The sequence below is a fragment of the Bacillus sp. SRB_8 genome, from assembly GCF_003264205.1.
Classification (GTDB): domain Bacteria; phylum Bacillota; class Bacilli; order Bacillales; family Bacillaceae_G; genus Bacillus_A; species Bacillus_A mycoides.
Map to the genome: position 1 here is coordinate 20,893 of NZ_NADT01000017.1, position 22,699 is coordinate 43,591.

The 22,699-nt window shown below is 36.2% G+C and carries 24 protein-coding genes and 1 pseudogene; 10 read left to right on the top strand and 15 right to left on the bottom strand.

The window, feature by feature from the left end:
- Positions 1–6: 6 nt before the first annotated feature.
- A complete protein-coding gene (locus tag B5P40_RS09220; RefSeq protein WP_113709186.1) occupies positions 7–1,731 on the bottom strand; it encodes a phospho-sugar mutase in 1,725 nt (574 codons plus the stop codon).
- Positions 1,732–1,874: 143 nt separating this feature from the next.
- On the opposite strand from B5P40_RS09220, the gene cdaS reads away from it, so the two are divergent.
- A complete protein-coding gene (gene cdaS, locus B5P40_RS09225) occupies positions 1,875–2,480 on the top strand; it encodes a sporulation-specific diadenylate cyclase CdaS (RefSeq protein WP_002067925.1) in 606 nt (201 codons plus the stop codon).
- A 168-nt stretch (positions 2,481–2,648) separates the two neighbouring features.
- On the opposite strand, the gene pepA is transcribed toward cdaS, so the two are convergent.
- From pepA to B5P40_RS09250, 5 genes are all read right to left on the bottom strand, one after another.
- On the bottom strand, positions 2,649–4,133 hold the full coding sequence (pepA, locus tag B5P40_RS09230; protein WP_002015872.1) for a cytosol aminopeptidase: 1,485 nt from the start codon (positions 4,131–4,133) through the stop codon (positions 2,649–2,651).
- Between the two features lie 276 nt (positions 4,134–4,409).
- Entirely contained in the window at positions 4,410–5,036 is a 627-nt protein-coding gene (locus B5P40_RS09235) for a 3D domain-containing protein (protein ID WP_002089307.1), read from the bottom strand.
- A gap of 86 nt (positions 5,037–5,122) precedes the next feature.
- The gene (locus B5P40_RS09240; RefSeq protein ID WP_113709187.1) at positions 5,123–5,440 is read right to left on the bottom strand and encodes a YuiB family protein; all 318 of its coding nucleotides are present in this window, start codon (positions 5,438–5,440) and stop codon (positions 5,123–5,125) included.
- Complete coding sequence (locus B5P40_RS09245) at positions 5,437–5,943, bottom strand: NUDIX hydrolase (protein ID WP_002015875.1); 507 nt, start codon at positions 5,941–5,943, stop codon at positions 5,437–5,439. The genes B5P40_RS09240 and B5P40_RS09245 overlap by 4 nt, the downstream gene beginning before the upstream one ends.
- A gap of 120 nt (positions 5,944–6,063) precedes the next feature.
- Positions 6,064–7,272, bottom strand: coding sequence for an NAD(P)/FAD-dependent oxidoreductase (locus B5P40_RS09250; protein ID WP_002067919.1), 1,209 nt, complete (start codon positions 7,270–7,272; stop codon positions 6,064–6,066).
- A 464-nt stretch (positions 7,273–7,736) separates the two neighbouring features.
- On the opposite strand from B5P40_RS09250, the gene B5P40_RS09255 reads away from it, so the two are divergent.
- The 3 genes from B5P40_RS09255 to B5P40_RS09265 all read left to right on the top strand — a co-directional run bounded on the left by B5P40_RS09255 (position 7,737) and on the right by B5P40_RS09265 (position 10,958).
- Positions 7,737–8,726, top strand: a complete 990-nt coding sequence (locus tag B5P40_RS09255) for an NAD(P)/FAD-dependent oxidoreductase (RefSeq protein ID WP_002191057.1) — start codon at positions 7,737–7,739, stop codon at positions 8,724–8,726.
- A 178-nt stretch (positions 8,727–8,904) separates the two neighbouring features.
- Positions 8,905–9,381 carry a GyrI-like domain-containing protein gene (locus B5P40_RS09260; protein WP_002191058.1) on the top strand — a complete coding sequence of 159 codons (477 nt, stop codon included), beginning with the start codon at positions 8,905–8,907 and terminating at the stop codon, positions 9,379–9,381.
- A gap of 329 nt (positions 9,382–9,710) precedes the next feature.
- Complete coding sequence (locus B5P40_RS09265) at positions 9,711–10,958, top strand: MFS transporter (protein WP_002034542.1); 1,248 nt, start codon at positions 9,711–9,713, stop codon at positions 10,956–10,958.
- 17 nt (positions 10,959–10,975) lie between these two features.
- Here B5P40_RS09265 and B5P40_RS09270 read toward each other — a convergent pair whose 3' ends face one another.
- Positions 10,976–11,848: a helix-turn-helix domain-containing protein gene (locus tag B5P40_RS09270; RefSeq protein WP_113709188.1), complete on the bottom strand. Its 873-nt coding sequence runs from the start codon at positions 11,846–11,848 to the stop codon at positions 10,976–10,978.
- 231 nt (positions 11,849–12,079) lie between these two features.
- On the opposite strand from B5P40_RS09270, the gene B5P40_RS09275 reads away from it, so the two are divergent.
- Complete coding sequence (locus tag B5P40_RS09275) at positions 12,080–12,541, top strand: 2-thiouracil desulfurase family protein (protein ID WP_002192374.1); 462 nt, start codon at positions 12,080–12,082, stop codon at positions 12,539–12,541.
- 28 nt (positions 12,542–12,569) lie between these two features.
- Here B5P40_RS09275 and B5P40_RS09280 read toward each other — a convergent pair whose 3' ends face one another.
- The 4 genes from B5P40_RS09280 to B5P40_RS09295 form a co-directional block, all read right to left on the bottom strand.
- On the bottom strand, positions 12,570–12,923 hold the full coding sequence (locus B5P40_RS09280) for a YxeA family protein (protein WP_002191062.1): 354 nt from the start codon (positions 12,921–12,923) through the stop codon (positions 12,570–12,572).
- Between the two features lie 507 nt (positions 12,924–13,430).
- Positions 13,431–13,784, bottom strand: coding sequence for a HesB/IscA family protein (locus tag B5P40_RS09285; protein ID WP_002034566.1), 354 nt, complete (start codon positions 13,782–13,784; stop codon positions 13,431–13,433).
- A 41-nt stretch (positions 13,785–13,825) separates the two neighbouring features.
- Complete coding sequence (gene dapF / locus B5P40_RS09290; protein WP_113709189.1) at positions 13,826–14,692, bottom strand: diaminopimelate epimerase; 867 nt, start codon at positions 14,690–14,692, stop codon at positions 13,826–13,828.
- Between the two features lie 328 nt (positions 14,693–15,020).
- Positions 15,021–15,260 carry a YuzB family protein gene (locus B5P40_RS09295; protein WP_002015892.1) on the bottom strand — a complete coding sequence of 80 codons (240 nt, stop codon included), beginning with the start codon at positions 15,258–15,260 and terminating at the stop codon, positions 15,021–15,023.
- A 428-nt stretch (positions 15,261–15,688) separates the two neighbouring features.
- Here B5P40_RS09295 and B5P40_RS09300 point away from each other — a divergent pair, with 428 nt between their 5' ends.
- From B5P40_RS09300 to B5P40_RS09310, 3 genes are all read left to right on the top strand, one after another.
- On the top strand, positions 15,689–16,759 hold the full coding sequence (locus B5P40_RS09300; RefSeq protein ID WP_002192372.1) for an NAD(P)/FAD-dependent oxidoreductase: 1,071 nt from the start codon (positions 15,689–15,691) through the stop codon (positions 16,757–16,759).
- A 268-nt stretch (positions 16,760–17,027) separates the two neighbouring features.
- Entirely contained in the window at positions 17,028–17,687 is a 660-nt protein-coding gene (locus B5P40_RS09305; RefSeq protein WP_002191064.1) for an ABC transporter ATP-binding protein, read from the top strand.
- Entirely contained in the window at positions 17,671–18,465 is a 795-nt protein-coding gene (locus B5P40_RS09310; protein WP_002191065.1) for an ABC transporter permease, read from the top strand. Before B5P40_RS09305 ends, B5P40_RS09310 begins: the two co-directional genes overlap by 17 nt.
- Before the next feature lie 50 nt (positions 18,466–18,515).
- Here B5P40_RS09310 and phnA read toward each other — a convergent pair whose 3' ends face one another.
- From phnA to B5P40_RS09325, 3 genes are all read right to left on the bottom strand, one after another.
- Complete coding sequence (gene phnA, locus B5P40_RS09315) at positions 18,516–18,857, bottom strand: alkylphosphonate utilization operon protein PhnA (RefSeq protein WP_002089332.1); 342 nt, start codon at positions 18,855–18,857, stop codon at positions 18,516–18,518.
- 281 nt (positions 18,858–19,138) lie between these two features.
- Positions 19,139–19,912: a DUF2628 domain-containing protein gene (locus B5P40_RS09320; protein ID WP_113709216.1), complete on the bottom strand. Its 774-nt coding sequence runs from the start codon at positions 19,910–19,912 to the stop codon at positions 19,139–19,141.
- A gap of 353 nt (positions 19,913–20,265) precedes the next feature.
- Positions 20,266–20,640, bottom strand: a complete 375-nt coding sequence (locus B5P40_RS09325) for a hypothetical protein (RefSeq protein ID WP_113709190.1) — start codon at positions 20,638–20,640, stop codon at positions 20,266–20,268.
- An 88-nt stretch (positions 20,641–20,728) separates the two neighbouring features.
- On the opposite strand from B5P40_RS09325, the gene B5P40_RS09330 reads away from it, so the two are divergent.
- Positions 20,729–21,199, top strand: coding sequence for an SMI1/KNR4 family protein (locus B5P40_RS09330; RefSeq protein ID WP_113709191.1), 471 nt, complete (start codon positions 20,729–20,731; stop codon positions 21,197–21,199).
- A 194-nt stretch (positions 21,200–21,393) separates the two neighbouring features.
- Positions 21,394–21,907: pseudogene (locus B5P40_RS09335) on the top strand (DUF4304 domain-containing protein); the annotation flags it as partial.
- Here B5P40_RS09335 and B5P40_RS09340 read toward each other — a convergent pair.
- Complete coding sequence (locus tag B5P40_RS09340; protein ID WP_113709192.1) at positions 21,890–22,693, bottom strand: leucine-rich repeat domain-containing protein; 804 nt, start codon at positions 22,691–22,693, stop codon at positions 21,890–21,892. The pseudogene B5P40_RS09335 and the gene B5P40_RS09340 overlap by 18 nt on opposite strands.
- Positions 22,694–22,699: the final 6 nt, after the last annotated feature.

The following is a 22,699-nucleotide window of genomic DNA, read 5'->3' on the forward strand; positions in this document are numbered from 1 at the left end:
ATTCTATTATAAACGATTCATAATATCTTCTTTAATAGTAAGTAACTTTTGTTCACTATTTTGTAAGGAATCATCTTGTACACCAAAGTAGAATTTAATTTTCGGCTCTGTTCCAGATGGACGTAAACAGAGCCAAGAACCATCTTCTAATTGATATTTTAACACATTTGATTTCGGTAAGTGAATCTCTTCCTTATTTCCATCTTGTAACGTTGTAATGATGCTTTCTTTATAATCCTCAACTGCAGCGACTGTTAAACCAGCTACTTCTTTCGGAGGATTCTCACGGAATGTTGCCATCATCTTTTGAATCTGTTCGGCACCATCTTTTCCTTTTAACGTTAACGATACAAGGTCCTCACGGAAGAACCCATACTTCTTAAATACTTCTAGCAGACCATCGTATAACGTTTTACCTTGTGATTTGTAGTATGCAGCTACTTCACATGCAAATAGGACGGATTGCACCGCATCTTTATCACGGCAGAATGGACGGATTAAATAACCGTAGCTTTCCTCATAACCGAATTGGAATTCATATTGTCCGCTTTCTTCATACTGTTTAATTTTTTCGCCGATAAATTTAAATCCAGTTAACGTATCAACTGTATCTAAACCGTATGCTTTTGCGATTGTACGGCCAATTTCAGACGTTACGATTGTTTTTAAAACAACACCGTTTTCTGGAAGCGTTCCGTTTTCCTTCTTTTGTGATAATAAGTAATCAAGCATTAACGCACCTGTTTGGTTACCAGTTAATACTTGGAACTCACCATCGTGATTGCGAACTGCTACACCTAGACGGTCTGCATCAGGATCTGTTGCGATTAACACGTCTGCGCCTACTTTTTCACCGTCGCGAATTGCATACGCAAACGCTGCATGCTCTTCTGGGTTTGGTGATTTTACTGTAGAGAAGTTTGGATCTGGTAACTCTTGCTCTTTTACAACAGTTACATCTGTAAATCCAACTTCTTCTAAACCACGGCGTACCGAAATATTTGATGTTCCATGCAATGGTGTAAAGACGATTTTCAAATCTTTTCCTACTTCTTTCACCATCTCTTTATTAATAATGACATTGTTCAATTCTGCTGCATACGCATCATCTACTTCTTGTCCAATTATATGTAATAAACCGTCAGCTTTTAATTGCTCAACATCAGCAACTTCAACTGTTAATTCATTCTCTACTGCATTTACGTAGCTAATTAACTCATCAGCTTCCTTTGGAGGCAACTGGCCACCATCTTCACCATATACTTTATAACCGTTATATTCGGGCGGATTATGGCTTGCCGTAAGAACGATTCCACTTGCTGTATGTAAATGACGAACTGCGAAAGAAAGCACTGGTGTTGGACGTAAGCTTTCAAATACATATGTTGTAATACCGTGTGCACCAAGAGTAGCAGCTACTTCCATTGCGAATTCAGGTGATTTATGACGAGAATCATACGCGACAACAACACCGCGTTTTTTCGCTTCTTCACCTAATTTTTCAATAAACATAGCTAATCCTTTTGTTGCTTTACGAACTGTATATACATTTAAACGGTTCGTACCAGCACCAAGTTCACCACGCATACCACCTGTTCCGAACTCTAGATTTTTATAAAAGCTATCCTCGATTTTCTTCTCATCTTGCTTCATGTTTTCTAGCTGTTCTTTTAATTCTGCGTCTAATTCTGCATATGAAAGCCAGCGACTAAATTCTTGTTTCCAATTCATACTTCCATCTCCTCTCGCCTGTCGTACCTTCATTATATGAAAAAAACAACCTGAATCTCAATATTTTTTAAAATCTAGCAGGATTTTACTATAAATATTTGTATACACTATGGTTAAATACTCCACCAAAGGGAATGAGGATTATGCAAGAATGGGGCTTGTCAGAAGAGCTCAAAATAAAAACAAAGCAGATGATTGAAATTGCTGAAAAAGAATTATCAAACATGAAGCATGCAATCGATAAAGAAGATGAATGTATTTTATGTAAAATGGAAGATATTCATCATATGTTAACAAATGTACAGACGTTAGCAGCTACATATTATATTCAAGCATATTTATCACCTTATACGGAAAGTTCACATTTCATCACTACAGCTGTCCAACATTTAAGCGCTCGAAAACACGGTGCTCTTATTATTGTGGAACGAAGTGATGCTCTTGATTCTTTCATTCAAACTGGAACGACATTAAACGCACACTTAACCGCGCCACTACTTGAATCGATTTTTTATCCAGGGAACCCTCTTCATGACGGAGCCGTTCTCATTAAAAATAATCATATTGTCTCAGCAGCTAATATTCTTCCATTAACAAAAAGCATGGAAATCAATCCTGAGCTAGGAACACGTCATAGGGCTGCAATTGGCTTATCCGAGAAAATTGATGCACTTATATTAGTTGTCTCTGAGGAAACAGGGCGTACTTCATTCGCTTTAGGTGGGACGTTATATACGATTTCTTTATAGGACGAATCTTTCACTATGTAGCACTTTTTGGAACTGTAAAATAGTAAATGAAATTATATTAACCGTAACTCCAAATATATCGACTTACCGACAAAAACTTACAATAGTCATACCATATCAATAAGAAAAGGCTATCCCAAAAATTTGAGACAGCCTTTTCTTCAAAAATTATTCTTCTCCGAAACGCTCAACAAGTGTTGCAAGTGTACGCACCATTGCACCTGTTGCTCCAGATGGTCCTAAATCATGTGCTCCTGATGTTTCAGATGTTCCAGCGATATCTAAGTGTACCCATGGTGTTTCTTCTGCAAATTCACCAAGGAATGTCCCAGCCATAACCGCATGTCCTTCACGGCCTGGTGAGTTATTTAAATCAGCAAATTTACTGTTTTTGACACGTTCTTTATCACGTTCAAAAATCGGCAATTGCCAAATTGGCTCATCCGTTTCCATAGAAGCCTCTAACACTTGTTCAAACAATTCTTCATTATTTGTCATCGCGCCTGTTGTATGATTTCCAAGTGCAACAATTACACCACCTGTTAATGTTGCAACATCAACTAAGTAATTTGCGCCAAGTTTCTTCGCATACGTAATACCGTCAGCTAACGCTAGGCGACCTTCTGCATCTGTATTTAATACTTCAATTGTTTTTCCGCTCATAGATGTAATAACATCATCTGGCTTAAATGCTGTACCACTTACAACGTTGTCAGTTGATGGAATAACAGCAATTACATTTTGCTCTGGGCGAAGTTCACCGATGATCTCCATCGCGCCAAGAACAGCAGCAGCTCCGCCCATATCACCTTTCATACCAACCATGCCTTCACGTGGTTTTAAAGAATAACCGCCTGTATCATATGTAATCCCTTTTCCAACAAATCCAATTACATCTTTCCACTCTTCTTTTCCTTTATAAATAAGAGCGATCATTTTTGGCGGTTCAGTAGATCCTTGGTTTACTGCAAGTAATGCACCCATACCAAGCTCTTCCATCTCTTCTTTCTCAAGAACCTTATAATCCATATCGTATTTTTCTGCTAATTCAACTGCATACTCAGCAAGCTTTGTCGCTGTTAATACGTTTGGCGGCATATTTACAAGCGTACGAGCTGAATTCGTTGCACGTCCATGTACGTATCCTACCGTTAATGCTGCTTCAATTTCTTGTGTATCTTCTGCTGTAATAGCCGTAAACTTCTCTAATTCTACACGATCCTTTTTATCTGATTTATACGTTTGTAATTCATATGTACCAAGACCTTGTACTTCTGCCGCAATATGAGCTACATCAATCGCATCTAATTTATCTGTCACGAAAGAATCAAGTAAGATTGCTGCATCTTGTACTTTTGCTGCTTGTAACGCTTTAAACGCCTTACCAAGAGCAGCACGTAACGTTTCCGTTGTATATGACTCTTTCTTACCTAAACCAACAAAATAATAACGTTTAACATTTGTTTTTCCTAAGCTATGTACTTTTGAAATTGCTTTCTTCTTAGTTGAAAGTTCTTTTTCTTCTAATAAAACTTGTAATTGTCCTTCAAACGCTTTATCCAGTTCTTGTACAAAGCTACTCGTTTTATCTTCTTCAAATAAGGCAACAATTACCGCTTCATGACTTACTAATTCTTTTTGTACTTGAAACATGTTCAGACCCCCTAAATTTATCTACGTCCATTATAACTTTATTTTCGATAAAATGCGACAATTCTAAATTCTGTTATTTCATATAAAGTAAAACTATAATCAGCCCGCACCAATCGGGCGTTTACGGGTAGCAGGGCTCCCACCTACCTTCTTTGCTCCAGCTGAATTTTGAGGTGGGGGTTTTACCGGCCGCAAATAGCAGGATAAAGATGCTATCTCCAATATCTTCTATGGTGAAATAAGACAAGAAAAAAGTCTAGCGTTATTGCCACTAGACTATCTTTGTTTTAAATATTGTCCACGAAACACTTGCATCGTTTCGTCTTGATTTAACATCGTTAACTCTTCTTCCGAAAACTTGCCATTTCCTATTTTCACTATATACACATTTACTTTTTTCTTACCCCATTGGCTATAAACATCTTTCACCGTATCATAATATAAATCGAGACGATTTCCTTTTATAGCACCGCCCTTATCAGCTACAACACCATATCCGTAACCTGGCACGAATAGAATTGTCCCAAGCGGGAATACGCGTAAATCGGCAGCGATTGTGGAATATAAATCCCTTTTTGCTTTAACACCTGAATATGTAATGCCATACTCTGGATGCCCCGGCCTCTTTCCAGTCGACTCTATACCTGATGTATAACCAGTTGCAGTCATTTCTATAACACGATATTTAGACCAGTCATTTGCCTGCTCTAAAGCATTTATCACTTCTTTACTCGGAGCAACTTTTTTCTCAATTTCTGCTGCATGTACTTCTTTTACACTTGTTCCTTCATATGATTTTATAATCTCTAATAAAGAAACTCCTGTGAAAGCCTGCCATGTTACGCATAATGCGAATGCAAGTAAACAAGTCATCATAATGCGAATACAATATCGTTTTAACATTTTTATATTCCACACTCCTTCATCGTTAATCATTCCCTATACGATGAAGGAATATGCAAAAAAATAATCTCCAAATTGATTGGAGATTAAAACATTTGATATCCACTTTTTCGAAGTTTTTTAATTATGATTCCTGCTAAAGCAGCACCTACTAATCCAGTAGATAGAATAAACACATCTGCGTGTCCTAAATGCGATAAACTTGTCCCAAATGAAGAAAATGTTTCTTTTGGCTTTGAAAAATAGTCCCATACACTCGCTTTATTAATAATAAGCATACAAATAATCGGATATACAATAACCATTACCCACGTAGCTCGCAAAATCATGTTGAGTAAAAATCCAATTCCAAAAAATAAAATAAAGAACAACATCATTGAAATAAGTAGTACCGGTATACTCACTTCTTCTCCCTCTCCTTCGCATACGCCGTAAACACATGATAAGCCGTATAACCAAATTGCTCTCCTGGATTTAATGTTTTGTCCATTTCAAAATGCGACTCTGCTCTTCCTTCTAATAAATATTTGATGAGTACAGAAGTATTTTGATCATCTGCAATATTTTCCGGATGTAAAAAAGCTACTTCCGACAATTCTTTCTCCTGTACGATAACGTCTTCTCCCTCTGGCTCTAGAAGAAAAATAATCATATTATCACTAATTTCATTATGAATAACACCTGAGCGAATACCAATAATCCCCTTTACATGAGCAACAATGCCTGTCTCTTCCAAAATTTCACGTTTCACAGCTTCATCAACAGTCTCGCCTTCATTAACAAAACCAGCAGGTAAAGACCATTGCCCTTTCAATCCACCGTATTTTTTCTTAACGAATAGCCATCTCCCATCTTCTGTAGCTACTAAGCCACTGACAGCTAACCACACTTTCCCTCGCTTCCCCATGATATAACCTCCTCCATCAAAACGAACAGAATATTCTTTCTTTTTTATATATTATACTATATTTTCAATACGAAAAAAGCAGAAACAGCTCATAGCCGTTTCTGCTTTTTCTACTATATATTAAAAGAACTTCAATTTACCTTTTTTAAGAACTAATAAAGGTCCGCCTAGTAAGAATAAGTAACGGTTGTCGATTACTTTCTTCATGAATGAAGCTTTCCAACCTGTTAACTTTTTACCCATAACAACGCCCATTGCATCGTCATGACCTAATGAACATACAGATCCTTTATTATCAAATGCGAACTTTTTCATTTCACCTTTGCCACGAACTAACACAGTTAAATTGTGTGCAATATTATAACCTTCTTGAATTGCAATCTGTGCTGTTGGTGGGTATGGACGGTTAATTTCTTCGTTGATGATTAACGCTGCATCACCAACCATGAATACATCTTCATGACCCGGAGCGTGCATGTACTCATCCACTTTAATACGTCCGCGCATTGCTTCAAATCCAGACTCTTCCACAATACCATTACCACGAACACCTGCAGCCCAAACTACAGTTTCAGATTTAAGAAGTTCAGCATCATCACCGTTGGCAACGATAATACCTTCTTCAGTTGCTTCCTTAATTGCTGTACCGATGCGGAATTCTACACCTTTTTTCTCAAGTTGTTTTACAGCGTACTCTACTAATGCTGGATCGAAACCAGGAAGTGCTGTTGGAGCAGCTTCTACACAGATGATACGTGCTTTTTCACGTGGAACATCATACTCTTTGCAAAGTTCAGGAATACGGTTTGCAAGCTCACCTACGTACTCGATACCAGTAAATCCAGCGCCACCAACAACGATTGTTACTAACTCATCACGTTTTTCAGTCGCATATTGAGCGAATTTTTCTTCCATATGCTCACGAATTTGACGAGTTGCATTAATGTTAGTGATTGAGAATGCATGCTCTTTTAATCCTTTAATTCCGAACGTTTCTGATTCGAAACCAAGACCGATTACTAAGTAATCATACTCTAATTCACCATCTTTTAAGATAATACGTTTTTCAGCAGCTTTAATCTCTACTACTGTATCTTGTACAAAGTTCACTTTATTTGTATCGATAACGTCTTGAATATCTAGACAGATTTTATCATCTTGTAATGTACCAGCTGCACTCTCATGTAACCAAGTTGCTTGGTAGTGATAGCTGTTGTTGTTTACTAACGTAATTTCAGCTTCACTTACAGATAATGTTTTTTGCAGACGAACAGTCGTAATCATCCCGCCATAACCTGCACCTAAAACTACGATTTTTGGAGTCTTCACTAAATCACAACCCTTTTCTTTATATAATAGTAATAAAAAATAATACCAAGTACTAAAAACTCTATTTGTCAAGAATGTGGAATTTATCACATTCTATATCATAACAAAACGCAGTCAAAAAATCGTACGAAATTTGTCATAGAAATTTAACATAATACTTCCCTATATTAGTCGGTTTCATTCCATAATTCAAGCACCTAGAGAATTATCAATATTTTAAAATAACATAGCGTTTTCAAGGGTTTTTCAGCCTTTTTTTCATGTATTTTCCTTTCGCTATATTTTATACAATTCTAAAACATCTATGCGCAAACTTACTTATTATTCAGTCGTTTTCAGAAGTATTATTAACTGAAATATGCTATCATTTATTTGAAAGTGTCATCATTTGCAGGATTTTCATGTACATATGAACAATATATGAAATCAATATTAAAATTCCATCATCTATAGGGGGAATGAAAATGACAGAAAATCAAAAAGTTTACGACATAACGATTATTGGTGGTGGCCCAACAGGACTATTCACCGCATTTTATGGCGGAATGAGACAAGCAAGTGTAAAAATTATTGAAAGCTTACCTCAACTTGGCGGGCAATTATCCGCACTATATCCCGAAAAATATATTTATGATGTAGCTGGATTCCCAAAAGTGCGCGCACAAGAGTTAGTTGATAACTTAAAAGAACAAATGAAAAAGTTCGATCCAACCGTTTGCTTAGAAGAAGCTGTTGATACGCTTGAAAAACAAGCTGACGGTATATTTAAGCTTGTTACAAATAAACAAACTCACTACTCTAAATCTGTCATTATTACTGCTGGTAATGGTGCTTTCCAACCACGCCGCTTAGAATTAGAAGGCACAGCAAAATATGAAAAGAAAAACTTACATTATTTCGTTGATGATATGAATAAATTTGCTGGAAAACGCGTCGTTGTATTCGGCGGTGGTGACTCAGCAGTAGATTGGACAATGATGTTAGAACCACTTGCGGACAAAGTTACAATTGCTCATCGCCGCGATAAATTCCGTGCACATGAACATAGCGTAGAAAGCTTAATGAATTCCCGTGCAGAAGTAAGCACACCTTACGTTCCAGTTGAACTTATCGGTGATGATACTATTGAACAAGTTGTTCTTCAGCACGTAAAAACAGAAGAAAAAATTATCATCGATGTTGATGACGTAATCGTAAACTACGGCTTCGTTTCTTCACTTGGTCCAATTAAAAATTGGGGCTTAGATATTCAAAAAAACAGCATCCTCGTGAACTCAAAAATGGAAACAAATATTCCTGGCATTTACGCTGCTGGTGACATTTGTACATATGAAGGAAAAGTAAAACTCATTGCTTGCGGCTTTGGTGAAGCACCGACAGCAGTAAACAATGCAAAAGCTTACTTCGATCCAAACGCAAAACTTCAACCAATGCATAGCTCAAGTATGTTTTAATATAGAAATGAAAAGAGCTCCTTTTACATGAAAGGAGTTCTTTTGTTATAAAGATCCCTAATCCAAATTACCTCTCTTTCTTCACAGCTATGTACTTTAGAAAAAAATACCACATACTCCTAAAATATGTTACAATAAAACAGAACATACGTTTCATTCAATGGAGGGAAATTTTATAATGAAAGAACCTATTATCATTAAGAAAGAAGCTTTCCAAGCAATCGGCGTTTCTATTACGACGACAAATGAAAAAGAGGCATCTACTGAAGGAAAAATCCCACAACTTTGGAACCAATACTTCCAAGAACAAATCATGCATCACATCCCAAATCAACAAACAAAAGAAACATTCGCTTTCTACTCAAACTACGAATCAGATGAAACTGGTACATATCAATTTACTATTGGCATGCCTGTTTCTTCATTAGAAGACGTTCCTGAAAATATGACAGCCTTAACAATACCTGCCGCAACGTATGCGGTATTTACAACGAGAAAAGGTCCTGTGTCTGAAGTCATTTGTGAAACTTGGGAATATATTTGGCAATGGTCGAAAGAAAACAAACGTGCTTTTACAACAGACTTTGAGCTTTATGACGAAAATGCAGTAGATCCAAATAACGTACAAGTGGATATTTATATTGCTTTAGCGTGAATGACAAAAAAGAAGATACCCTTTGGTATCTTCTTTTTTGTCGTTAAATAGCCACTGTGCAAATTCATTATTATTGTCTACAATGAGAAAGTGCAGTATAGAAATATTAGAAACTGTATAAAGTGAAACTATACTCAGTGGGGGTTTTGTTCATCCCCCACTGAGTATTAGCCTTCACCAATCGGGCGTTTACGGGCAGCCCGACTCCCGCCTAACTTCTTTGCCCTAGCCCAATTTTGAGGTGGAAGTTTTACTGCCCGCAAATAGCGGGATAAAACGATTGTTAATAGGTTTTTTAGTCTAAATTTGGTACATAGAAAGGAAGCAATATGGAGGAACTACAACAAAATAAATCTGCTTTAGAAGGAAGCGGAAAACCGTTATTAAAAAATACGAACTTCCTTTTTCTTTGGGCAGCTACTCTCTTTTCAAGTTTTGCTTTAGCCTTTTTTACTTTTTCACAAACATGGTACATAGCAAAAACATTAAACCTTGAGGCTTCACTCGGTATTGTTTTCGTGGCTCTTAGTGTTCCAAGGCTCATCTTTATGATTATCGGCGGAGCATTAGCTGATAAATTCCCGAAAAAAAATATTATGTTTTACTCTAATATTATTCGCGCTATTCTTGTCGCAACCATTCTCACCTGGTTCATCGTCGGTGATGTAACACTATATACATTTGCTTTGTTCGCTTTGTTCTTCGGACTTGCTGACGCTTTCTTCTGGTCAGCAGATGGATCTATTCTGCCTGAACTTGTAGAAAAAAGCCGTTTAACACAAGCAAATTCACTTACTCAAATGACAAACCAAGGATCGGTCATCTTGGGCCCTGTACTTGGCGGTATTCTCATTAAATTTACGAACTATGAAACAATCTTTTCAATTACAATCCTGCTACTCATTATCGCTGCGATACTCGTTCAAAAAATACAATTTACAGTACCCGAAAAAAATGAAACAGATAAAGGCATGTTTACTTCTATTAAAGAGGGAATTTCATATGTAAAAGAATCACCATTTCTTTCAACTTTCCTTATATGTAGCGCCTTTTTAAATTTATTTTTAATCGGCCCAATGCAAGTAGGCTTCCCGCTCTTCGTCAAAAACGTTCTGCACGGTGATTCACTTCAGTTTAGTTACTTAGAAGCGTCTGTTGGCGGCGGGATGGCGATAGGAGCTGTCATTGTCGGATTAAAAAACATTAACCGCAGACGTGGTCTATTTTGTATTATCATGATGCTACTGTCTGGTGTATTCTTCCTAGCCATCAACTTTAGCACCGTACTTTGGCAAGCCTTATTAGCTGGAATGTTTTACGGTATTACAATTGCGATGGCTATCGTTCCACTCATGGCAATGATTCAATCAACAGTAAAAGAAGAGATGATGGGACGCGTTATGAGTTTACTCATGCTTTCATCGATGGGATTCATTCCGCTCTCTTACGCATTTACATCGCTTGCACTTGGGATAGGCATTCCAATTGTAACGGTTATGAAAAGCGGTGCAATCGCTGTTATCGTCTTTGTACTATTTGTAGCAATTCGTGTTCCAGTTGTAAGAAAGTTCGATTAGCTACTTGGAGTCATGTATTATACGCATGGCTCTTTTTTAAATGGATCGAATAACGGTATTCCCTTACTTCTCCTTAATGCCGCTCCCCACTCTAATCCAATTTCTAAAAATAAATCTCGCATCGTACTATACAATAGTGCTCCAACATCTTTACGAATTTCTCCGTACTTATACGCTCTCACAACACTTTTCACCCGCCAAATTAAATTTCCATACGCTTCTTCATCAGCTAATATCCCCTCTAATAAAGCACCTTGCTCTAGTAATCCGCTCTTTTTATAAGCAAGTTCCACCTTACTCCAAAATATATTAATCTTCTTCGGATTACTCGTCATCGGCACCAGTGCGTATATAAAAGGCTTCGGTATATCGTGACGACAATACGTTTCATCAAGCTCGTACGTTACTTTTCTTTTCTCTTTTATTTGTGGAATGTTTTTAGAAAGAATTGTTTCCCCCTCATTTTTTTGCTCGTTTCCACTACAGCCATCTGTACGATCATCACTTTCACATGCGGACATTTTCATACGGTCATCCATGCGGTCAATTGCAGATTTAAGAAATACATATAAGTTTGCACTATATCCCCCGCGCTTATATCTTTCTTTTGTCGCAACACGTTTTATATCCTCTAACTTTGCAATCGAGCGGCGTACCGTACGAATACTCTTTCCAACATTTGTAGCAATCGTCTCCATTAACGGACAAGCAACTCCCACTGTTTTCTGTTTCTCATTCACTGCATACTTTCCTAAAAAATGAATAATGATAGCATCCGTTTTATTCAATTGAAATCGATAGCACTTCAAAACTTGTTTTTGATATGTATTAAACTCTTCTTTACTTCGAAATTGACTATATGGTTTCATTAAATTATATAAGCTTCCCATTTTTATCACCTCACTTATAGGTAAGAAATAGGCAGAGAAATTGGCGTGATATTTAATATTTTTTATCCCGCATTAACGGGCAGTAAGACTCCCACCTCCAGATTCGGCGAATGCGAGGAGGTTAGGTGGGAGATCAACTGCCCGTAAAAGCCCGATTGGTTCAACTAATAATCAGTGGGGGATGGACAAAACCCCCACTGATTAAAGTTTCATTTTATTGGAGATGAAAATATGATTGTAATTAGCGCTTGTTTAGGTGGTATCGCTTGTCGTTATGACGGTAACGATAATCTCGTTTCAAAAATAGAAGAGTTATTACAAAGGGAAGATACCATCCTTGTTTGTCCCGAAGTATTAGGCGGTTTACCAACACCACGCCCTTCTGCTGAAATTATCGGCGGTAATGGCGATGATGTTTTAGATGGAAAAGCAAAATTAATGACGAAAGAAGGACAAGATGTCACGGAGGCTTTCGTGCGTGGTGCTTATAAAGCATTAGAACAAATAAAAGATTTAAACCCAGAATATATAATTTTAAAAGAACGCAGTCCATCTTGTGGTAGTTCTACTATTTACACAGGGGAATTTAACGGCAATAAACAAACTGGTTACGGAGTGACAACTGCTTTATTTAAAAGACACGGATTTAAAGTCATTTCAGAAGAGGATTTTGAAAGTAAAAAAAGGAATTGACCCTGTTCGTCAATTCCTTTTTTCTGTCTTATTTCGCACCTAGTTTTTCTTTCACTTTCGCTGGAAGCTCGTCTTTCTTCACTTCTTCCCAAGCTGTTACACCTTTTTTATCTGAGTGGTATACGCGTAGGAATGCTTCTTTACGAAGATTTTTTTGCGCTATGAATTCTAATTCTTTCTCTTTACCGTCTTTATCAAAACCAGTTAGCTTATATTCGTAATCTTTATACGGCTGACCATTATCAGCTTTACCATTATATTCTTTTCCATCTACTGTAATTTGAACGTAATACTCATCTTTACCCATACGGTTTAAATCACAGCCAACTAACAAACTTGCGAATACAACTAAAATACTAAAAAGTGCAATATATCTTTTCAATTCCTTCACCTCATATGTTTTTCTTATATTGTTATCTTAAAGCCTAAGCTTTAAAGAAGAAATTCAAAAACATGACATGAACATTACACTTTTGTAAGATAGTAAATTAAAACTTTAATCAGTTTTTTTCATTGAAAACGTTATTGACACTCATCTAGCCTAGTCATGACAATCTATTAACGCCAATTTTTCCACTTGTCACGAATCTTATCACGTAATTTCCTTATACCGCTTATTACACCTTCTATTACGCACTCTATTATGATATCAATTATAAGGTAACTTACGAATCTAATTATAGGTTTAATCACATATCTCCTTACGAATTCAAAAATATCGTCAATCTTGCGTCCCCTTCTTCTTGCATATATTCGTTATCTTTGTCTTTTCTTTTTCTTTTTAGCGCAAAAGAAAAGACCTTCCTAACGATTTGGTTTCATCGCTAAGAAGGTCTTTATATGCAACCTACCCATTCAATTTCCACTTAGAATAAAGGGATGAAAAAACTTAGCAATCTTCTGGCTTACCAGCATTCGACGCTGTACGGAAAGATGATCCGCATCCACATGATGCGATCGCGTTTGGATTGTCGATTGTGAATCCGCCGCCAAGCATAGATTGCTTATAGTCAACTTTCACTCCCTTTACAATCGGAGCACTTTCTTTATCGATAACAAATTCAACACCGAAAAACTCAAGAACTGTGTCGTCTTCTTTTGGTTCTACTTCAAATCCTAAGCCGTAAGAAAGACCACTACATCCGCCGCCATGTACAGCAAGGCGCACGTACTTCTCTCCATCTTCAGCATCTTTTAACATATCTTTAATTTGAAAAGCTGCTTGTTCTGTTACTTCAATCATGAAATACACCATCCTTTCTGTTCTCATTCTATTATACATCTTTACGCTTCTATCTTGTACTCATACACTCCGCGGCAAATTATTTCCGCAGGTCCTTTCATTAATACATTTCCTTCTTCTGTCCATGCGATCATTAAGTCGCCGCCTGCTAAGTGAACCGTAATTTCTTTACCGTGTTCCATTTTCCCATTTAAAATTGCCGCAACGACAGCTGCGCATGCTCCTGTCCCGCAAGCTTGTGTTACACCAGATCCTCGTTCCCAAACGCGGAAATTCATCTCTTCATCATTCAAAATCTCGATAAATTCAACATTCACTCGCTCTGGGAACATTTCATGCGTCTCAAGAACCGGTCCTAACGTTGTAAGAGGCGCGTTTTCTACATTATCAACAAAAATAACCGCATGTGGATTCCCCATTGAAACAGCTGTAAATGCATAACGGTGATTATTGTATAAGAAGTTTTCACGAATAAATGGTGTTTCTCCTTCACCAAGCATCGGTATCTCTTCACGTGTTAAACGAGGTGCTCCCATATCGATTTTCGCTAATGTAACTTTGTCATCTTCTACCGTTACTTCTGCCGTAACAATACCAGCTAACGTTTCAATTGTGAAAACTTTACCTTCTACTAGTTTATGCTCATACGCATATTTCGCTACGCAGCGTAAACCATTTCCACAGCTCTTTCCTTCTGAACCATCGTTATTAAACATGCGCATTTTTACTGGTGCCACGTCAGAAGGACAAATTAAAATCATTCCATCTGCACCAATACCGGTATTAATATTTGAAACCTTTTCCGCTACAATTGCTAAATCTTCTTCTCTAATTTGTTCCTCAAACATATTTACATATATATAACTATTTCCAAGACCATGCATTTTTGTAAAAGAAAATCGGCTCATTTTTATTCACTCCAAAAATAATTTATTATTTCAAGTATAAAATGCATGCTTTTAGAACACAATATGAATGTCCCCCGTTTCTCATATTTGACAGTGTTTTGGCAATAAGCCGTTCTTACACAAATCGTGTAAGAAAAAAGCCCTTCTAAAAGGGCTTTTTTTTTCGAAATAAACACTCCTAATAAAGTGAAACTTTAATCAGTCTGGGGACGGGCAACAGGGCTTCAACCAAACTTCTTTGCTTCAGCTGAATTTTGAGGTGGGAGTCTTACTGCCCGCAAATAGCGGGATAAATGAAAAAAGAAAAACGTTGCCTGTTTGCAACGCTTTAAAACATTGGATTTTCATCCATATAATCATATACATTATTTACAAGTTCTTCTACTGTTGCACCTTGTACCACTTCACCATTTACAAGTGCAAATGGACCTTCAAAACAGATGCCACAATATCCTAAACAACCATATTCCATTACGTCTAAATTAGGATCTTTTTCTAATTTTTCTAAAGCTGCTTGCGAACCGCTTGCAAGGTTACCTACACAAAATTCGATTAATGGTTTAATCAAAACTCTCTCCCCCCTGTATCTCTAAACAAATTACCATTTACTTTATATGGTATGTGCATACCTAATTTGCGAAACGGATAAGTAACCCTCTCTACTTGTTACCATTCCACTTTATTTATAAGAAGAAAACTAAGCTGTTTCTTGTTGTTTTCGTTATATATTCTAAACTATTTAGTTACTTCACTATTTCACTTCATAATAGATGGTCTTCTTTATATAACATACTACTCATAATGAAATAGTAAATAGTAACTAGAAAATGAAAACCACTTACTTTACTTTTCTTCTTATTGTACAACAGAGTATTCATTCATGCATTGTTATTTGTTCACAAATTCGATATAATTTGATTGTGTAAAGTCAAAATATTTTATTAATATAAAATTGTATGATTAGGGGATATTTCAACAGAAAAGGGGTAATCCATCATGAAACACCTCGTACTACTAGGTGGTGGCTACGGTGGAATGAGAATTCTGCAGCGGCTACTTCCAAGCAACCAACTTCCAGATGATGTACAAGTGACATTAATCGACAAAGTACCATATCATTGCTTTAAAACTGAATATTATGCATTAGTTGCGGGTACAATTTCAGAAACGCATATTCGCATACCGTTTCCTGAGCACCCACGTCTCAATATTCAATACGGAACAGTAACAAATATTGACCTCGAAACGAAAGCCATTCATCTCGATGGCGGTGAAACGATTCAATATGATGATTTAATTATCGGGCTTGGCTGTGAAGATAAATATCATAACGTTCCTGGGGCAAAGGAATATACACATAGCCTACAATCAATTGAACAAACACGTAAGACATATGAACAATTAAATAGCTTAGAACCAAATGCAACAGTAGCTGTCGTTGGGGCTGGTTTAAGCGGCGTTGAAGTGGCAAGTGAACTTCGCGAAAGCCGTTCAGATTTAAAAATCTATTTATTTGATCGAAAAGATAGAATTTTATTCCCATATCCAGAGAAATTAAGTAGATACGTAGAAGAATGGTTTGTAAAACATAAAGTTACCATTATACGAAACTCTAACATTACAAAAGTGGAACCAAACATTGTATACAACCATGATGAACCACTTGAATGTGATGCAATCGTCTGGACAGCTGGTATTCAAGCAAATGAAGTTGTTCGAAACCTTCCAGTAGAACAAGATGGTAGCGGACGGGTTGTTTTAACGAAATATCACAATATTCCAAATAACGAGCACGTTTATGTCGTAGGAGATTGTGCAGCACTTCCACACGCACCATCTGCTCAACTTGCTGAAGGTCAAGGAGAACAAATTGTCCAAATATTATTAAAACGTTGGAATAATGAACCACTTCCTGATGAACTGCCTGTTATTAAATTAAAAGGTGTTCTCGGTTCTCTCGGCAAAAAACATGGATTTGGTTTACTAGCAAACCAACCATTAATGGGACGTGTACCGAGATTATTAAAATCCGGTCTTCTTTGGATGTACAAATATCATAACGGTTAATACTTTAAAGGCTGCCTACATAGTAGACAGCCTTTTTCTATTCATTTTTTGTAACTACTCAGTCATTCTATGAAAAACCGACAGAAAAGCATTTTTTTAAATGGTCGAGAGGGACTGGCTATGTATAGTATAGGATCGGTCAGTGCCTTTTCCTGCCACGCGCAAAGTTTTAAAACAAAGAAAAAAGATGTTCCTTCTAAAGAGACTTTATTTTTCTATTTTTCTCTCTTTTTGATACGATATAACTAGAATCAGAAAGGAGCAATTTATGTTTATATTAAAAGACATCATATATAAAGATATTCTACACATTCCTTATTTACAGATTCAAAAAGAAAAAACAACTTGTATTATCGGTGAAAGTGGTAGTGGTAAAAGCACATTACTTCGCATGCTAAACGATTTACAATCACCAACATCTGGCACAATTGAATATAACGGAAAATCTATTTTAGATTATCCTCCCATTCAATTACGCCGTGAAGTTGTCATGCTCGGACAAACTCCGCCTATTTTTGATGGAACAATTAAAGATAATTTATTAATGGGACTTCGATTTTCTGAAAAGCCATTTCCAAATGACGACGCCCTGCAAGGCGCATTAACGACTGTTAGCCTAGATAAAAAATTAGAAGATAACGCCTCTTCTTTATCAGGTGGCGAAAAACAAAGACTTGCTTTCGCTCGTATTATACTAATGGATCCGCCCGTCTATTTATTAGATGAACCAACTTCGGCACTAGATGGTGACACAGAACGCCGCGTTATGAAACAATTCACTCTACTGGCAAGAGAAAAGAAAAAAACAGTTATCTTCATCACGCACTCGCAACAACTTCCAGAAGAAATCGCAGACGATATTATTGAAATTAGTAAAACAAACGGTGCAACTAGAAAGGAAGTGCTATCAATTGAAGGGCGTTATTGAACTACAAATTTGGCAACTTGCAGCTGCATATATTTTCATCCTTATTTTAATCGGGCTTGTGAAATTAAAAGGAATACCGCGTGAGAAACAAATTACAATTGCTACATTACGTATGACAATTCAGCTCGTACTAGTCGCATATGTTCTTACATACATATTTGAAAATAGTAATCCGTTTTATACAATAGCTCTCATTACTTCTATTACTACATTTGCGATTTTCAACATTTATAAACGAATAAACCTTCCTATGTCAAAAGAATTAAAACGAGTAGCCGCCCTCTCCATGATCGCTGGATCAATTGGCCCTCTTCTACTATTTATCTTTGTCATTATCGGACACGATCCTTGGTATGCTCCGCAATATATCGTTCCTATTGCCGGCATGCTAATCGGTAATGCTATGACAGGTATTTGCCTCGGGGCAAACACCTTTTTAAACAGTATGAAATCACAAAGAGACCATATTGAAGGTGCACTTATGCTTGGCGCAACTCCAAAACAAGCAGCTGCTCCGCTCATACGGGACGCTTTCGATTCTGCTATTTTACCAACAATTAATTCCATGGTCGGAATGGGAATTATAAGTCTTCCAGGCATGATGACAGGACAAATTTTATCCGGTGTATCACCATTTACAGCTATCCAATATCAAATTGCGATTATACTTGGCATTTCTGGAAGTACAGCTTTCTCTGTTATTATCTTCTTACAGCTTGGGTATAAAACGTTTTTTAATAAGCGGTGCCAGTTGAAAGAAGTTGAAGTACAATCATAAAAAAGACGCTCTGCAAGTTACTTACAGAGCGTCTTTTTTCTTTGCTAATCTTACGCTTTCTTAACGAACTGTGATTTTAACTTCATAGCTCCGAAACCATCGATTTTACAATCAATATCGTGATCTCCCTCAACTAGACGGATACTCTTTACTTTCGTACCAATCTTTACAACTGAAGAAGTTCCTTTTACTTTTAAATCTTTAATTACAGTAACAGCATCGCCATCTTGAAGAACGTTTCCGTTCGCATCTTTTACAACTTTTGCACCATCATTACTTTCAGCTTCCGCTTCTTGACCCCACTCATGGGCACATTCTGGACATACGAAAAGAGCGCCATCCTCATACGTATATTCTGAATTACATTTTGGACAATTTGGTAAAGTAGCCATAAATTCATTTCCTCCGTTCATTATTTATACGTAAAAATCAAATCGAATTTTTACATGTCGATAAATAAAATTTGTATAGCATTTCTTTATACTGCCATAGTCTCACGTTATTGACAAGCCTACCTCAAATTCTCATTTTTTATTGTATTTTACAAAATTTCAATTAGTATGGCGTTTGTTTACTAATGTTTTTCTCTTCTTGTTACATATCCTTTCTCATAAATAAAAAGAAGAATCTTCATTAGACTCTTCTTTTTGCGATACATCATTATCTATTTATATTAATACCAGGCATTTTCTTCAATATAAAATTGATACTCTTCTGCTTCTTCTTCATTTAACTTTTTATCGTTTAAATAAATTTCTTTCCATTCAAATCTCTGTTTATCTAAATACACAGCGAACTTAACCTTTACATCCTTTTTTTCCTCATAATCATAACCAGTAAATTCTACTATATCAAAACGTCCTTCTTTTTTTACATACGTCCATTTTGGATCATCAGTAAAAACTTCCAATGTAATCCCTTCATCACTTAAACGAACTACATCTTTTATATTCGGTTCCGTCGGTAAATACGATAACCCGTAACCAGCTGCACCAAATACTACAAATAATAACGCATTTAATCCAAGCATAATCCCAACATGAGTGCCACCCTTTGTTTGGAAGTAATAATTGTGTTGTGCATCAGATAACTCTTTTGCCTTATGTAAAACACGAACTGTATGCTTGTAATATAAACGATTCCCTTGCCATCCAGTAAATAGCATAGTTCCGAAATAAACAATAAAATCGATCCACATCGGGATATCTATAAAAACAGAGGTAATTAAAGTAGGAACTCCTACTAATGTAATAATAATAAATAATTTATACATCTTGCGATAAGCTAACCACAATAATGGGAAGAAAAAGGCTATCCAGTTCCAACTATTTCCCTTCTCGGGATCTTTTGCTTTCCCCCACTTAAAGTCGTAATATGCAGTATTATTTCTCACAACTTTATGTAACTCTTTAGGAGCTATCGCTTCCTGTAAAACAGTGTCCTTCACGTACATCATCCTTCTCTTATTTCTATATAACTTTATTGTATATCTATAAAAAGAAGGAATCTAACAAAAAATAGTTATATTTCATAAAAATGAACAAAAATCGAATACATTCCGACAATTATCCATTCTATATTTCATTTTACTATTAAATATATTAGAATACTCATATATAAGACATTTAATACACTATGTTAAACATCTTGTATATTCGCAAAAAAGGATGTATCAAAATCATTTTGACACACCCTTCTCCTATTAAACTACTATTGTAATATGACCTAGCCTAAAATCTCGACTTAAGAGACTTCACAAATTAGCTCTCTACTATTTCAAACATATTTCCACTTACACAACTATCCCACATTACCCTTCACTTTCTCAATAACATCTTCTATACGCTTAGCTATACATTCTGGCTCCCAATCTCCCTCACCATGCATAGCTGTATAAACCGGACAATTCTCATCATTCCTATCTACAAAGATCGGGTCTCCGAGATAGGAATCTATCCCAATTACAATCCATCCCTCTTTCCAATCTCCCTCTTCATTTCCGACTAAGCTTTGCCCTTCCTCATCAAAGCTATAACCAAGTTGTCCTTCTTCTATTTCTTCACTATTAAATAATTCGATTGTCATAGGTTCAAATTCACACTCTAACTCAATTTCATTATCCTCAGCGCGATCTACATGTGCTAAAAGTTGTTTAATTTTATTGTGGTTAATCATGATATCTTCCCCCTCTATTGCGCAGTATTTTAATTAACTATAATATACAAAATAAAGTTTATAAAACTATTATTTGAGGTGACCAAATATGAAGACTACACTTTGGGCAGAAGATGACTATTTAAAATTAGCACCTATTAACGACGAACTAATAAAAAAAGCAGAAGAAGTACTAAACGTAAAGCTCCCAGAATCGTACATAAATCTTCTAAAAGAACAAAACGGAGGAACTCTTCGATTAGATGCTCACCCTACTTCAGAGCCAAATTCTTGGGCAGACGATCACGTTAATGTTTCTGGATTATATGGCATTTCTTTTGATGAAAATGAGTCTAGTATTTTAGAGAGCCATTATTTAATTCAGGAATGGGACATGCCTGAGAATATCGTACTTTTATCTGGTGACGGACATACGTGGATTGCATTAGACTATCGAAACGTAGCTGAAAATCCTCCAGTTATATTTATCGATAATGAGTTTGAGGAAATTATTGAATTAGCACCTAATTTTGAAAGCTTCTTACAAAACTTAACTACATACAATTATGATGAAGAATAAACCTATCTCTAAAGGAGTACACACTGGTGCAAGATTTCATTATAAAGTGAAACTTTAATCAGTGGGGGTTTTGTTCATCCCCCACTGATTATTAGCCTTCACCAATCGGGCTTTTACGGGCAGTTGATCTCCCGTCTAACTCCCTCGCATTCGCCGAATTTTGAAGTGAGAGTCTTACTGCCCGTTAATGCGGGATAAATTTACACGCTGCTTTAAAACCACTTGGATTTAAGAAGAAAAGACATACATTTTCCAAAGCTGATAACGGATTTTATAAGATCATTCATATACAAAAAAGCCAGTTTGGAGATGATTTCTATATAAATATAGGTGTTCATCCAATTGGTCTCCCGCAACTTATTACGGACCAATTACAAGTAAAAGAAAACATCTCAATATTCGATTGCATTCTACGAACAAGGATAGAGCCTATACATATGAAACAGAACCAGTTATTACATAATGTTTCACATGAAACTATCGACATTCCGAATTACCTTTCTACTATTTTCGACTGGTTTCAAACGTGGGCTTCATATAAAAATTTAATAAAAACAACTATACATTCCATAACTCCTGTACTAGCTGTCGTTCCAATATTACAAGAAAAAACATTTTTGCTTCTTACCTGTTTCTCTTTCATGAAGTTGATATGTATATGAAAAAACTAGTAGAAAACGCAATGTAACTTCACATTGTGCTTTCTACTAGTGCTTTATATTCCTCTTGTAACTTTTTAAATTGTTCTTCATACTTTTGCATCTTCACCGCATCCGTTTTCGAATTAAGGAATGGTCTTCTTCTCCCAATCACCATTATATTTTTCCCTTCTATTGCATCGTTCATATATACGTAAGGTTTAAAAAACTTACATTCCGTATATGGCAATGCTACAGATAATTTTGCATACTCTTCCACTTTAAATTGATTAGATAAACTTAACTCTCGCAAATTTTTTAATTGTATTAAAGGTTCTAACGAATCATCTTTAACCTTTAAGTTCATAAGGGTAAGCTTTTTCAAATGTTGTAATGCAGCAAGTTGTTGTAAAGTTTGTACTTTCATCGTTGTATTTATCCCACCACCCATGTAAAAGGTATTGAGTTGCGGACACTTACTTAAAGCAGTTAAATCTTCTAGCTTAGAAAAATCATCAATTAGTAAGGATTTGAGTTTTTTATTATACGCAATATCCCATAACGTCTTCGCTTTTGTATTCCAGCACATATACAACTGTTGTAAATCAGATAATTTTTGAAGGCTACTTAAATCCTCGACCCTCATTTCGTAAACGTACAATATATTTGGACGAGCGTACGTAAGAATATGCTCAAATTGCTTTTGATTTACTGCGAAAACCCATAACTTCTTAACTTGTAAAGATGCTAATCGTTCTATATTTTTTGTTTTCCCCTCAATCGCTAATTCTTCTAAACTAGCAGTAACATTTTCCAAGTCCTTTATAATCCTCGGCTGCTCACCAATTGGAAACATTATATC